The sequence below is a fragment of the Duganella radicis genome, from assembly GCF_009720825.1.
Classification (GTDB): Bacteria; Pseudomonadota; Gammaproteobacteria; order Burkholderiales; family Burkholderiaceae_D; genus Rugamonas; species Rugamonas radicis.
Window position 1 is genome coordinate 1 of the sequence record NZ_WNKY01000077.1, and the last position, 11,958, is coordinate 11,958.

The 11,958-nt window shown below is 65.3% G+C and carries 13 protein-coding genes; 1 reads left to right on the plus strand and 12 read right to left on the minus strand.

Annotated features, from left to right (window positions below; genetic code table 11):
- Positions 1-127: 127 nt before the first annotated feature.
- From fliN to fliF, 9 genes are all read right to left on the minus strand, one after another.
- Positions 128-562 carry a flagellar motor switch protein FliN gene (gene fliN, locus GM676_RS30400; RefSeq protein WP_155468307.1) on the minus strand — a complete coding sequence of 145 codons (435 nt, stop codon included), beginning with the start codon at positions 560-562 and terminating at the stop codon, positions 128-130.
- 14 nt (positions 563-576) lie between these two features.
- A complete protein-coding gene (gene fliM, locus GM676_RS30405) occupies positions 577-1,560 on the minus strand; it encodes a flagellar motor switch protein FliM (protein WP_155468308.1) in 984 nt (327 codons plus the stop codon).
- An 11-nt stretch (positions 1,561-1,571) separates the two neighbouring features.
- Complete coding sequence (gene fliL / locus GM676_RS30410; RefSeq protein WP_155468309.1) at positions 1,572-2,087, minus strand: flagellar basal body-associated protein FliL; 516 nt, start codon at positions 2,085-2,087, stop codon at positions 1,572-1,574.
- 204 nt (positions 2,088-2,291) lie between these two features.
- Positions 2,292-4,016 (minus strand): flagellar hook-length control protein FliK, encoded by a 1,725-nt coding sequence (locus tag GM676_RS30415; protein WP_155468310.1) that lies wholly within the window; start codon positions 4,014-4,016, stop codon positions 2,292-2,294.
- Positions 4,017-4,036: 20 nt separating this feature from the next.
- Positions 4,037-4,477, minus strand: coding sequence for a flagellar export protein FliJ (gene fliJ / locus GM676_RS30420; protein WP_155468311.1), 441 nt, complete (start codon positions 4,475-4,477; stop codon positions 4,037-4,039).
- A 36-nt stretch (positions 4,478-4,513) separates the two neighbouring features.
- Complete coding sequence (gene fliI / locus GM676_RS30425) at positions 4,514-5,926, minus strand: flagellar protein export ATPase FliI (RefSeq protein WP_155468312.1); 1,413 nt, start codon at positions 5,924-5,926, stop codon at positions 4,514-4,516.
- 4 nt (positions 5,927-5,930) lie between these two features.
- On the minus strand, positions 5,931-6,686 hold the full coding sequence (locus GM676_RS30430; RefSeq protein ID WP_155468313.1) for a flagellar assembly protein FliH: 756 nt from the start codon (positions 6,684-6,686) through the stop codon (positions 5,931-5,933).
- Entirely contained in the window at positions 6,686-7,684 is a 999-nt protein-coding gene (gene fliG / locus GM676_RS30435) for a flagellar motor switch protein FliG (RefSeq protein ID WP_092274555.1), read from the minus strand. Before fliG ends, GM676_RS30430 begins: the two co-directional genes overlap by 1 nt.
- Complete coding sequence (gene fliF, locus GM676_RS30440; protein ID WP_155468314.1) at positions 7,677-9,419, minus strand: flagellar basal-body MS-ring/collar protein FliF; 1,743 nt, start codon at positions 9,417-9,419, stop codon at positions 7,677-7,679. The genes fliG and fliF overlap by 8 nt, the downstream gene beginning before the upstream one ends.
- Positions 9,420-9,583: 164 nt before the next feature.
- On the opposite strand from fliF, the gene fliE reads away from it, so the two are divergent.
- Positions 9,584-9,928, plus strand: coding sequence for a flagellar hook-basal body complex protein FliE (gene fliE, locus GM676_RS30445; RefSeq protein ID WP_155468315.1), 345 nt, complete (start codon positions 9,584-9,586; stop codon positions 9,926-9,928).
- A gap of 52 nt (positions 9,929-9,980) precedes the next feature.
- Here the strand turns inward: fliE and GM676_RS30450 are convergent, their stop codons facing one another.
- The 3 genes from GM676_RS30450 to fliK all read right to left on the minus strand — a co-directional run.
- On the minus strand, positions 9,981-10,739 hold the full coding sequence (locus tag GM676_RS30450; RefSeq protein ID WP_155468316.1) for a flagellar brake protein: 759 nt from the start codon (positions 10,737-10,739) through the stop codon (positions 9,981-9,983).
- 15 nt (positions 10,740-10,754) lie between these two features.
- Positions 10,755-11,087 (minus strand): EscU/YscU/HrcU family type III secretion system export apparatus switch protein, encoded by a 333-nt coding sequence (locus GM676_RS30455; protein WP_155468317.1) that lies wholly within the window; start codon positions 11,085-11,087, stop codon positions 10,755-10,757.
- On the minus strand, positions 11,077-11,958 hold an 882-nt coding region (gene fliK / locus GM676_RS30460), incomplete at its 5' end, for a flagellar hook-length control protein FliK (RefSeq protein WP_170304390.1). The genes GM676_RS30455 and fliK, both read right to left, overlap by 11 nt.

Here is an 11,958-nt window from a genome sequence, read left to right on the forward strand (position 1 = left end):
GGGGCGGCTGCCGCGGCGGGCGCGGCGGCGTGGGCGCCGCCGATGGTGCCCGACACGCTGCGCTGGGCCATTGCAGGCGCGGCGGCCAGGGCCGCCGCGATGAGGAGAGTCGAGATCAGTCCGTGCTTCATTTATTCAGTTTTCGGATACGTTCGGATGGCGTGATGATGTCGGTCAGGCGGATACCGAACTTGTCGTTCACCACCACCACCTCGCCCTGGGCGATCAGGCAGCCATTGACCAGCACGTCCATCGGCTCGCCGGCCAGGCCGTCCAGTTCCACCACCGAGCCCTGCGCCAGTTGCAGCAGGTTCTTGATGGCGATCTTGGTGCGGCCCAGTTCCACGGTCAGCTGGACCGGGATATCGAGGATGAAGTCGATATCGTTGTGGGTTTCGGTCTTGCTGGGCGTGCTGGAAAAGTCCTTGAACACGGCGGCGCTGGCCGCTTGCGCGGCCTGCTGCTTTTCCAGCGCGGCGGCTTCGGCCTGCGCCTGTTCGGCGATCGCCGCACCCCATGGATCGTCTTCGTCCAGCGGTTGATCGTCTTGATTGTCGGACATTTTTCTCTCCGGTGTTAATTTTTAAGATTATCGGTATTGGCCAGCAGTTTCTCGACCTTGAGCGCGTATTGGCCGTTCATCACGCCATAGCTGCAATCCATCACCGGCACGCCGTCGACCGTGGCCGAGATGAATTCCGGGATTTGCAGCGGGATGATGTCGCCCACCCGCATGTTCAGGATCTCGTCGAAGTTGACCTTGGCCGTGCCCAGCGAGGCGACGATTTCCACCTCGGCGATCTGGATCTGCTGGGTCATCAGGCGTATCCAGCGCTTGTCCACCTCCAGCGCCTCGCCTTGCAGGCTGGAGGTCAGTGAATCGCGGATCGGCTCGATCATCGAGTACGGCATGCAGAAGTGGATCTGGCCCGACACCGAGCCCAGCTCCACGGTGAAGGTGGAGGCCACCACCACCTCGTTGGGGGTGGCGATGTTGGCGAACTGGGTATTCATCTCCGAGCGGATGTACTCGAACTCGACCGGGTACACCGGCTCCCACGACTTGGTGTAGGCCTCGAACACGATGTCGAGGATGCGCAGGATGATGCGCTGCTCGGTCTGGGTAAAGTCGCGGCCCTCCACCCGGGTGTGGAAGCGGCCGTCGCCGCCAAACAGGTTGTCGACCAGCAGGAACACCAGGCCCGGATCGAACACCATCAGGGCCGTGCCGCGCAGCGGCTTCATGTGCACCAGATTGAGGTTGGTCGGCACCACCAGATTGCGGATGAACTCGCTGTATTTCGACACCCGCACCGAACCGACCGACACCTCGGCGCTGCGGCGCAGGAAGTTGAACAGGCCGACGCGCAGCAGGCGGGCAAAACGTTCATTGATAATTTCCAGCGTCGGCATGCGCCCACGCACGATACGTTCCTGGGTGGCCAGGTTGTACGTTCGTACTCCGGCGACGTCTTCCTGCGTCGCGACGTCGTCCTGGTCGCCGTTGACGCCCTTCAGAAGGGCATCGACTTCTTCCTGGGAGAGAAAATTATCAGCCATGACTCGTCTGCTTACTGAATGATGAAGGACGTGAACAGCACGTCCTCGATTTCCTGCGGCGCGCCGCGCTCTTCGAACGGCTCGCGCAGTTGGGTAATGATTTCCTTGGCCAGCTGGACCTTGCCTTCCGGCGTGTTGATGTCGGTCGCGCGCTTGCTCGACAGCAGCAACAGCATGCGGCTGCGCACCTTGGCCATGTTCGCCTTGACGTTTTCCTTCTCTTCCAGTCCGCCCACTTCCAGCGTGAAGGCGATCTGCAAATACTGGTCGCCGCCGGCCTCGCCCGGTTGCAGGTTGACGGTGAACGGTTCGACCGGCAGGTATTCCGGCGGACCGACCGGCTTCTTGGCTTTTTTCTTCTTGGCCGGCGCCTCGTCGTGTTCCTCGGCATCGGCTTTGCCGTGCAGGAAGAACCAGGCCGCGCCGCCGCCGGCCGCGCCGAGGATGAGCACGACTGCCAGGATGATGATGATCAGTTTCTTGCTGCCGCCGCCCGAGGGCGCTTCAACTTTCTGATCGGCTTTCATTTTTGGGTTCGCTTTCAAAATAGCCCTTCATGCAGCGCGAGAGGATCACGCCGTCATTATGTCATTATCGGTTGTGCCTGCGCAGTTGGATACGCTGAAAAGAGGGGCGTTCCCGCTGCTGCTTGGCGTTTCCGTAGTGTAACAGACAACAAAACCGGGAGGGCGGTGACGCCGGTCCCGGTTGGCTGTGGCGACGGCGCCCGCTTAGGCGAAAGTATCCACCGCACCGGCCGGCAAGCGGCGCACCGGTGGCGCGCCGCGCGCGGCGTCGGTGTCATTGCCGCTGTCGCGGCCATAGCTTCCGCCGGCGCGGTTGCCGCCGCCATTGCCGCCGCCCGATTGCGCCGAGCTGGCTTGCTGGTTAAACGCGCTGTTGTTCTGATCCGACATGCCGGCCGAGACGGTGGCGCTGCCCAGCTGAATGCCGGCGTCGCTCATCATTTCCTTCAGTTTCGGCAGGGCGTTTTCCAGCGCCTGGCGCACTTCCGGCGCGGCCGAGCTGAAGGCGGCGGTGGCCTGGTCCTTGTTCACGCTCAGCACCACTTGCAGCGGGCCGAGGTCGGGTGGATTCAGTTCCATGGTGGCGCTGTGCTCGCCGCCGGCCGCCATGAAGATGATTTTCTGCCCCAGTTGCTGATCCCACTGCTGGGTGCCGACGCGGCTGCTGAGCTTGTCGGTCGGCACGGCGGTGGCGGCCTTGGCGATTTCCTGCGCGGCGTGCGAGGCGGTTGGCGCGATAGTGACGCTGGCCTGTTCTTTCAGCGCGGCCGTGGCTTCGGCATTGGCGGTGGCGCCGGCCTTGGCGCTGGCGGCCAGCTGGGCCGGATCGGCGGCCTGCTGCTGTTGCTGGGTTTGCGACACTTGCGGCTGGGCGTTGCCGGCCGGCGCGGCCTTGGTTTCGATGCGGTTGAGGGCGTCTGCGCCGGTTTTCGGCGCGGCGTCGGTCACGGCGCTGGCCTCGGCGCCGACCGGCTGGCGGTCGGTGCCGGCGTCGGCGGCGTTGGCGGTGGTGCTGGCGACCGGAACGGGACGGGCGCTGTCGTCGGCCTTGCCGCTGGCGGCTTTGGCCGCGGCGGCGCTCGCGGCGTCGGCGGCGTCGGCGGCGGCTTGTGCGGCGGAACCGGCCTTGCCCAGAGCGGTTTTGAAATCGGTGGCGGCAGCGGCCTGGTCTTGCGCGGCTTGCAGGGCGGCGCCATCGGTGCTGGCGCTGGCGGCCTGTGCGGCGGCTGCGGCGTCGGCATCGAGAGTGGCCACACTGGCGGCGCTGGCGTCGGCCGCATTGGCGGCAGTCGCGTCGCCAGTGGCAGCGGCGAGGGCGGCCTGGGCTGCCGCGGCGGCTGAAGCGGCGCTGGCAGCGGCATCGGCGGCCGTGGCGATGGCGCTGGCGCCCGCACCCGTTGCGCCGGTCAGTCCGGCGTCAGCGTCGGTGCTGGCGGCTGCGGTGGCGACCGGGGCGGCTGGCTGGTTGAGCGCGGCCACCAGGGCCAGCATGTCGGCCACCGGATCGGCCGCTTGCGCGGCCTGGGCGTCGCTATTGGCGCCGTCGGCCGCATTGGCGGCATCGGCGTTCGCGCTGCTGTTGTCGGTGCTGCCGCTGTCGCTGGACGCGTTTTGGGCCGGCGCCGGCTGGGCTGCCGTCTCGTTGCTGGCCGGCGCGGCGGCCTCGGTCTGCTGATTCGGCGATTCCGCCTGCCTGGCGGGCGCGGCTTGCTGCTGCTTGGGCGCGGAGGCGCGCGAGGCAGGGCGCTCGGCGGCGCGGGTCGGCTGGTTGCCGCTGGTGTTGTTGGCGCTGCTGCGCTGGTCCATCTCGCGCGACAACGCTTGCTTGAAGGCGCCGCTGTCATTGCCTGCGCCCAGGTTGAGATTCACTTTCGGCGCGGCCACTGCATTGGCGTTCAGGCTGGGAATTTGAAGATTCGGGGTTTGCATGTTTCGCGCTCTCTAGGATGTCATCGTTTGTAGTACGCCTGCCTTGCCGCGTGTTCGTCCATCTGCTTCTGGTCGCGCTTGTTTTCCAGCTTGAGCGCGGCGGCGTCCGCCCGGTCGTTCAGGGTGGAATAGGACATGCGCTTGCGCTCGCTGGCCTGCCACGCGGCCTTTTCCTGTTCGCCGCGGTACTCGGCGTGCTTGATCATGTCCAGCTGGCCCTTGACCGCCGTTTCCAGCTTTTCAATGAAAGCCACGAAATTGCGGTAGGCCATGGGCGTGATGCCGGCCGCTTGCGCCGCCTCGAAACGCTTGAGGTATTCCTCGCGGTAGCCGACCAGCATCTCGTGCTTCTGTCTGGCCTCGTCCACCGCTTTCAGGGCGATGCCCAGCCGTTTGGCGGCATCATCCGTCTCACGCCGCGCCAGGTCCATCAAGGTTGCTAATTGCGCTTTGGAAGCCATGGTGAGTCAATTATAGGTGTCGGCCCAGGCCGTCAATCAGTCGAATAGAGAGGTAAGTTGCCCCAAGCTCTCGCCCATGGTCACCCGTTCGGTGATCTGTTGTTGCAAGAAATGCTCGATACGGTCATGCAATTGGATGGCCTGATCCAGCACCGGATCGGTGCCGGCGGCGTAGGCGCCGACGCTGATCAGGTCGCGGCTGCGCTCGAAGCGCGAGAACAGTTGCTTGAGCTGGCGGGCCTTGGTCTGGTGCTCATGCGAGGTGATCGAATGCATGGCGCGGCTGATCGATTGCTCGATGTCGATGGCCGGGTAGTGGCCGGCCTCGGCCAGGCGGCGGTTCAGCACGATGTGGCCGTCCAGAATCGCGCGCGCCGAGTCGGCGATCGGGTCTTGCTGGTCGTCGCCCTCGGTCAGCACGGTGTAGAAGGCGGTGATCGAGCCGCCGCCCATTTCGCCGTTGCCGGCGCGCTCGACCAGAATCGGCAGCTTGGCGAATACCGATGGCGGATAACCCTTGGTGGCGGGCGGCTCGCCGATCGCCAGCGCGATCTCGCGCTGCGCCATGGCGTAGCGGGTCAGCGAGTCCATGATCAGCAGCACATTCTGGCCCTTGTCGCGGAAGTGCTCGGCGATCGCGGTGGCGTAGGCCGCGCCTTGCAGGCGCATCAGCGGCGGCGTGTCGGCCGGCGCCGCCACCACCACCGAGCGCGCCAGGCCTTCCTCGCCGAGGATTTGCTCGATGAACTCTTTCACCTCGCGGCCGCGTTCGCCGATCAGGCCGACCACGATGATGTCGGCCTCGGTGTAGCGCGCCATCATGCCCAGCAGCACCGATTTGCCGACGCCGGAACCGGCGAACAAACCCATGCGCTGGCCGCGTCCCACGGTCAGCATGGCGTTGATCGAGCGCACCCCCACGTCCAGTGTTTCGGCGATGGGCGCGCGGCCCAGCGGGTTGGCCGGGCGGGTGTTGATCGGCGCGCTGTCGGTGGTGTTGAGCGGGCCGAGGCCGTCCAGCGGGCGGCCGGCGCCGTCCAGCACGCGGCCCAGCAGTTCCGGGCCGACCGGCAGGTGGCGCGCGCGGTCGCTCGGGCGGCGGCGCGGATGGGCCACGCTGCCCGGCTTGGGAATCGACGGCTCAACCGGGAACACGCGGGTGCCGGGCACCACGCCTTCCACGTCCGACTGCGGCATCAGGAACAGCTTGTCGCCCTCGAAGCCCACCACTTCGGCTTCGATCTTGCCGCCGGCCGGCAGCGGCACGGTGCAGGCGGCGCCCACCGCCAGCCGCAGGCCGACCGCTTCCATCACCAGCCCGGCCACGCGGGTGACGCGGCCGGAGATCTGCATCGGCTCGACAAAGCTGACCACCTCGGCGCAATCGTTGAGGTAGGCTTTCCAGCGCGCGGTGTGGGGATTCGCAGATGGGTTGGTTGCGGCGTCCATGATCTCAGGCCAGCCAGTCCACTTCTTTGCCCAGCGCGTGGCTCAGGCGTTGCCAGCGCGCGGCGGCGGTGGCGTCGATCTGGTTGCTGGCGGTGTCGACCTTGCAGCCGCCACGGCCGACGCTGGCGTCCTCCACCACGCGCCAGCCGCCCTTGTCCAGTTCCTCGCCGATGCCGGCGCGCACGGTGGCGGCATCGTCCGGATGCAGCACCAGCAGGGCGGGCTGCTGCAACACCGGCAGGTACTCGATGGCGTCGCGCACGATGGGCAGGATCAGCTCCGGCTTCACTTGCAGCGCGTTCTTGAGCATGCCCTTGGCCAGTTGCAGCGCCAGGTCCAGCACCTCGTTGGCGATCAACTGGTCGGCGTGGTGCAGGGCGGTGCTGAAACTGTCCGCCAGCGCGCGCACGTGCTGCAATTCTTCCTTGGTGGCTTGCAGGCCGGCCTCGATGGCGTCGGCGTGGCCGGCCGCGTGGCCCTCTTCATAGCCATCCTTGCGCGCTTCCTCGCGGATGGCTTCCAGTTCCTCGACGGTGGGGTAGGCGATGGGCGGCGGCAGCGGCGGCCCCATTTCCACTTGCTCCTGCTGCGCCGCCAGCGCTTCCTGCACGCGCTGCTCGGCCTCGATGCGGGCGTTCTCGGCATCGATCTCGCGCTGCTCGGCCTCGCGCTGGGCGAGCGCGCTCGGCCGCTCGTCGCCGAACGAGGTCATCTCCCAGCGCTGGAACGCCGGCTGCGCTTCTTTTGTATGAATAACCATTAAACGAAGGAATCCTCACCTTTGCCACCGAGCACGATCTGGCCTTCGTCGGCCAGGCGGCGCACGATTTGCAGAATTTGTTTTTGCTGGGTTTCCACTTCCGACAGGCGCACCGGGCCTTTCGATTCCAGGTCTTCGCGCATCATTTCCGAGGCGCGCGCCGACATGTTCTTGAAGATCTTGTCGCGCAGTTCCTGCGACGCGCCCTTCAGCGCGATGATCAGCATCTCCGACTGCACTTCGCGCAGCAGCAGCTGGATGCCGCGGTCGTCGATATCGATCAGGTTGTCGAACACGAACATCTCGTCCATGATCTTCTGCGCCATGTCGTTGTCATAGTTCTTGATGTTGTCCATGACCGAGCTTTCCTGCTCGCCGGACATGAAGTTGAGGATCTCGGCCGCCGCGCGCACGCCGCCCAGGGTCGATTTCTTGATGTTCTCGTTGCCCGACAAGAGCTTGGTCAGCACGTCGTTCAGCTCGCGCAGCGCGGCCGGCTGCACACCGTCCAAGGTGGCGATCCGCAGCACCACGTCGTTGCGCAGGCGGTCGGTGAAGTGGCCGAGGATTTCGCAGGCCTGGTCGCGCTCCAGGTGGACCAGGATGGTGGCGATGATTTGCGGGTGCTCGTTGCGGATCAGCTCGGCCACGGATTGCGAATCCATCCACTTCAGCGATTCGATGCCGGACGCGTCCTTGCCGCCCAGGATGCGCGACAGCAGCACCGAGGCCTTGTCGTCGCCCAGCGCCTTGGTCAGCACCTGGCGGATGTATTCGTCGGAATCCAGACCCACGGTGGAGGCGGCCGCCACCATGTCGCGGAAATTGTCGAGCGTGCCGACCACTTCCTCGTGCGGCACGTTCTTCATGGTCGCCATGGCGGCGCCCAGCTTGAGCACCTCGCGCGGGCCGAGGAATTTCATCACCTCGGCGGCCTCGGTCTCGCCCATCGCCAGCATCAGGATGGCGGCTTTTTGCAGTCCGGTATTTTCAGTCATTTGCGCCTATCCATTCCTTGATCACGTTGGCAACAATGCGCGGGTCTTCCACGGCCAGTTTCTTGGCCATGGCGAGGTTGTCGCGGTAGCTGCGCGCGGTGTTCTCTTCCATCTTGCGCAGCTCTTCTTCGGCGATGAGCGCTTCGTCCGGCTGTTCCGGTTCCGGCTCCTCCGGCACTTCCGGTTCCGGCTCCGGCGCGTTGATCTCGTCGATTTTCTTGAACACCGGACGCATCATCGGACGCACGATGCGCAGCACGATGTACAGCAAAATCAGGGCGGTGATCAGGAACTTCGCCAGGTCCTTCGCCATCGGCAGGTTGGCCGGGTCCTTCCACCATTCCGGCGGCGGCTCGTAAGGCTTGTCGACGCCGTCGAACGGCGAGTTGGCCACGCTGACGGCGTCGCCGCGATCCTGGTTGTAGCCCATGGCCTGACGCACCAGATCGTTGATCTTGTTCATCTCTTCAGGAGTATAGGCCTTTACCGTGACTTTGCCGTTCTTATCGATGATGCGCTTGTAGTTGACCACCACCGCCACCGTCAGGCGGCGCAGGCCGCCCATGCCGCGTTGCTCGTAGCGCACGGTTTTGTCGACTTCGTAATTGGTAGTCGATTCCTTGTGGCTCGGGCCGGCCGTGCCGTTGGCGGCGACGGTGCCGGGCGGCGTGCCGGGCGCGGGCGCGTTCGGGCCGTTGGCCTGGGCGGTCTGGTTGAGCGGCGCGGTGGCGGTGCCCGGTGGCTGGTTGGACAGCGCGCCCGGAATGCCGCCCGGATTGTTGGCGTTGTTGTTGCCGTTGGTCTCGCTGGTCTGCTGGCTGCGGATGGCCGAGGCGGCCGGCGGCGAGTTGGGCTTGTAGTTTTCCGAGGCTTGCTCGATCTTGGCGAAGTCGACATCGGCCACGGCTTCGGCGCGCACATTGCCTTCGCCGACGATGGGAATCACGATCGATTCCACCTGCTTGATGACCTGCGCCTGCAAGTCCTTGACGTATTTCAGCTGCTGCTCGTCGAGCTTGGCGTTGGCGCCGTTGGTTTTATCCTGATTGGAAATCAGGTTGCCGGCCTGGTCGACCACGGTGACGTTGGCCGGCAGCAGGTCGGGCACGCTGGAGGCCACCAGGTGGACGATGGCGCCGGTTTGCTGCTGGTCCAGCATGCGGTTCGGGTGCAGGGTGACGATCACCGAGGCGGTCGGCTTTTGCTGGTCGCGCACGAACACGGAGGGTTTCGGCAGCGCCAGGTGGACGCGGGCGTTCTCGACCGGCGCCAGCGACATCACCGAGCGCGCCAGCTCGCCTTCCAGCGCGCGCTGGTAGTTGACCTGTTCGAGGAACTGGGACACGCCCAGCTTCTGGTTTTCCATCAGCTCGAAGCCGACGTTGCCGCCCTTCGGCAAGCCCTGCGCCGCCAGTTTCAGGCGGATATCGTGCACCTGGTCGGCCGGCACCAGGATGGCGGTGCCGTTGTCGGAAAACTTGTGCTTGACCTGCATCTTGTCCAGCTCGGCCGTGATGGCGCCGCCGTCGCGGTCGGTGTAGTTGGAGAACAGCACCGCGTACTCGGGCGGCTTGTTCCACAGGTACAGCCCGATCAGGATGGCGACGATGGCCGCGGCGCCGGCCGCGCGCAGGAAGTTGCGCCCCATCGGCGTCTGGATGAAGGGCAGCTTCTCGGCGCCGTCGTCTTGCGCGCCGGCTGCTGTGTCGTTGTCGATTTCTTCCGCTACGGCCATGATGGTTGGGTCCCGAATGAGGGTTCTATAAGGAATACCGCCATTATTGCTTGTAATCAGGAAATTCAATAGGGGGAACAGAGCGCCGTTTACGGTCCTGCTCGATGCTGGGGGCTTGCGCGCGGCTTGTTATTCTGTCAGCACGTAGAAAAAAGGAGTCAGTAATGATTACAGGTGGAATTGACAGTAGTCGAATCCAGGCCATGATCGCGCAGCTCAAGGCGCACGCCACCAAGCCGGACTTGCAGCCGCCGGTCATCGCGACCGAGCCGGCGGCCGTGCCCAAGGCGGATTTTCAGGATGCCTTGAGAAAGTCGCTGGACGCGGTCAACGCCAGCCAGGTGGAAGCGGACGGCATGAGCAAGCGCTTTGCCATGGGCGACGACAGCGTCAGCCTGTCGGATGTGATGATCGCGCAACAGAAAGCCAGCATCAACTTCCAGGGCACGCTGCAAGTGCGCAACAAGCTGGTGTCGGCCTATCACGACATCATGAACATGCAAGTTTAAGAGGTCGCTTCAACAAGCGCGCCGCTTCCTTGCGCGCATGTTGAAGCAATCTTTACGTCAGCCCGGCGATGCGGGCGTTGCGCTCGCGTTCCAGTTTGGTGATGTAGCGCTGCACCGCCGACAGGTTGCCGCGCGAGATGCCGACAAATTCGCAGCCCAGGCGGCGGTTGGTCTTGTTGTTCAGCAGGGTCAGGTCCAGCGAGTTGCGCACTTGTAGCGCGGTGGTCACCTGGCCGGTTTCCGGCAGGTCGATGCGGCACTCGGGGTAGCTCTTGCCGATGGCGTCGCCCAAAATCATTTTGTTGTCGAGGATGGCGATGCCGCCGCAGCTGATGTCGGCCAGCGGGAAGGTGGTCGGGCCGCCCAGCTCGACCGGCAGGGCGATCTGCACCCGCACCGGGTTGGTCACCGGCGTGGCGATGCGGTAGTACTCGCGCCGCTGCAAGCGGATCAGGGTTTCCGGGAACGGGATCCTGAAGGCCGGGTTGCCTTCGTAGGTGGTCGCTTCGATCTGGTCGGCCGCAAACAGGATGCGCACCTTGTCCAGCGTGGTTTCAAACGACAGCCGGCGCGAGGCCAGGATGCGCTGGTTCTGTTCCTGGTCGATCGAGCAGTCGAGGTAGACCAGGTTGGCCGCTTCGTCCACGGTCAGAATGGATGTGACGCACACATCGGTCTCGCCCTGGATCAGCATGCGGATCAACTGGTTTTTTTCGCCGATACCGCGCAGCAGGGCAAAAATCTCCCGCCGCGATTCGACTTCGAAGTCGTGCCAGTTTTCCAATGCCGCATCCTGAAAGTGTGGGTACATCGAGGGTCAGTCCGGTCAAATTTCGGTCAAGGGGATGCTGGTGTCCGGCGCCGGAGGCAGGGGCAAACCAGATTTTTGCGCTGCTTCAATATGATATAGCCACGCCAATAGTTCCGCAATTGTACGGTATAAGATAGGCGGAATTTGTTGGTCCAGATCAACTTCCATGAGCAGCGAGACAAGCTCTTTCGATTCATGGATGGCCACCCCCGCCTCTTGCGCGACGTGGATGATCTGCTCGGCCACCAGGCCGCGGCCCTTGGCCACCACCTTGGGCGCAGGCTGGCCGCTGTCGTAGGCCAGCGCCACCGCTTGCTGCAATGGCTTGCGCGGGGCGTCATCCGTCATGGCCATCCTCCCGGCCGATGGTCAGCGAGGACAGCGGCGCGCCGGCGGCGGCCATGGCGCTCTCCAGCTCGCCCGCGTAGGCGCGCAGGGTGGTGGCGCTGCCGTCGCTGTCGGTCTGCACCTGGATGTGGACCTGGTCGCCGACCAGCGTCACCGCCGCCGACACCGCGCCCAGCAGCGGCAGGCGGAAGCGCACGCCGCTGCGCCAGATCTGTTCCGACCCGGCCTCGGCATCGCCGCCGCCATCCTGACGGCCTTCGCGCTGGTCGCGCCGCACTTCCCATTGCATGTCCTGGCCGGGCCAGGCTTGTCCCTGCCACAGCACGCGGTGCTGTTCCTGCGTGTGCAGCTGCTGGTTGATCATTTGCGCGGCGCTCAGATCGGGGCCGCTGGTGGCGGCGCGCGCGCTGGCCTCGCCTTGCTGCAACAGGCGCTGCATCTGCGGTTCGCGCATCAGTTCGGCCAGCGGACGCTCGCCCTTGGCCCATTCGGCCACATGCGATTCATAGAACAGGCCGCTCTTGGAAATGGTGTCGTGCAGCTTTTGCGCCAGCACCTCGGTGTCCGGCGCGGCGTTGCCGAACAGTGCGGTCTTGCCGATCAGGGCCGTCTGCGCGGCCTGGCCGGCCTGGGTGGTGCTGCTGAGGATGGTGGTCAGGACGCGGGCGGCGCTGCTCAGCGTGGCCTGCGGCGTGTTGGCGCCGAGTTCGGGCAGTTCGTGGGCCGGCGTCAGCGGCGCCTTGCCCAGCAGGTTGGCGGCCAGGCTTTGCGGTTTGACGGCGTCGGCCGGGACGGCGGAACCGGCGCCGCCGGCGGTCAGCGTGGCCGCAGCCTGGGCCTGAGCCTGGGCTGCGCCGGCTGGCGCCGCGCC

Coding starts and splice junctions, on each gene's coding strand:
- fliN (WP_155468307.1), bottom strand. CDS start 562: ATGTCCGACAATCAAGACGATCAACCGCTGGACGAAGACGATCCATGG.
- fliM (WP_155468308.1), bottom strand. CDS start 1,560: ATGGCTGATAATTTTCTCTCCCAGGAAGAAGTCGATGCCCTTCTGAAG.
- fliL (WP_155468309.1), bottom strand. CDS start 2,087: ATGAAAGCCGATCAGAAAGTTGAAGCGCCCTCGGGCGGCGGCAGCAAG.
- GM676_RS30415 (WP_155468310.1), bottom strand. CDS start 4,016: ATGCAAACCCCGAATCTTCAAATTCCCAGCCTGAACGCCAATGCAGTG.
- fliJ (WP_155468311.1), bottom strand. CDS start 4,477: ATGGCTTCCAAAGCGCAATTAGCAACCTTGATGGACCTGGCGCGGCGT.
- fliI (WP_155468312.1), bottom strand. CDS start 5,926: ATGGACGCCGCAACCAACCCATCTGCGAATCCCCACACCGCGCGCTGG.
- GM676_RS30430 (WP_155468313.1), bottom strand. CDS start 6,686: ATGGTTATTCATACAAAAGAAGCGCAGCCGGCGTTCCAGCGCTGGGAG.
- fliG (WP_092274555.1), bottom strand. CDS start 7,684: ATGACTGAAAATACCGGACTGCAAAAAGCCGCCATCCTGATGCTGGCG.
- fliF (WP_155468314.1), bottom strand. CDS start 9,419: ATGGCCGTAGCGGAAGAAATCGACAACGACACAGCAGCCGGCGCGCAA.
- fliE (WP_155468315.1), top strand. CDS start 9,584: ATGATTACAGGTGGAATTGACAGTAGTCGAATCCAGGCCATGATCGCG.
- GM676_RS30450 (WP_155468316.1), bottom strand. CDS start 10,739: ATGTACCCACACTTTCAGGATGCGGCATTGGAAAACTGGCACGACTTC.
- GM676_RS30455 (WP_155468317.1), bottom strand. CDS start 11,087: ATGACGGATGACGCCCCGCGCAAGCCATTGCAGCAAGCGGTGGCGCTG.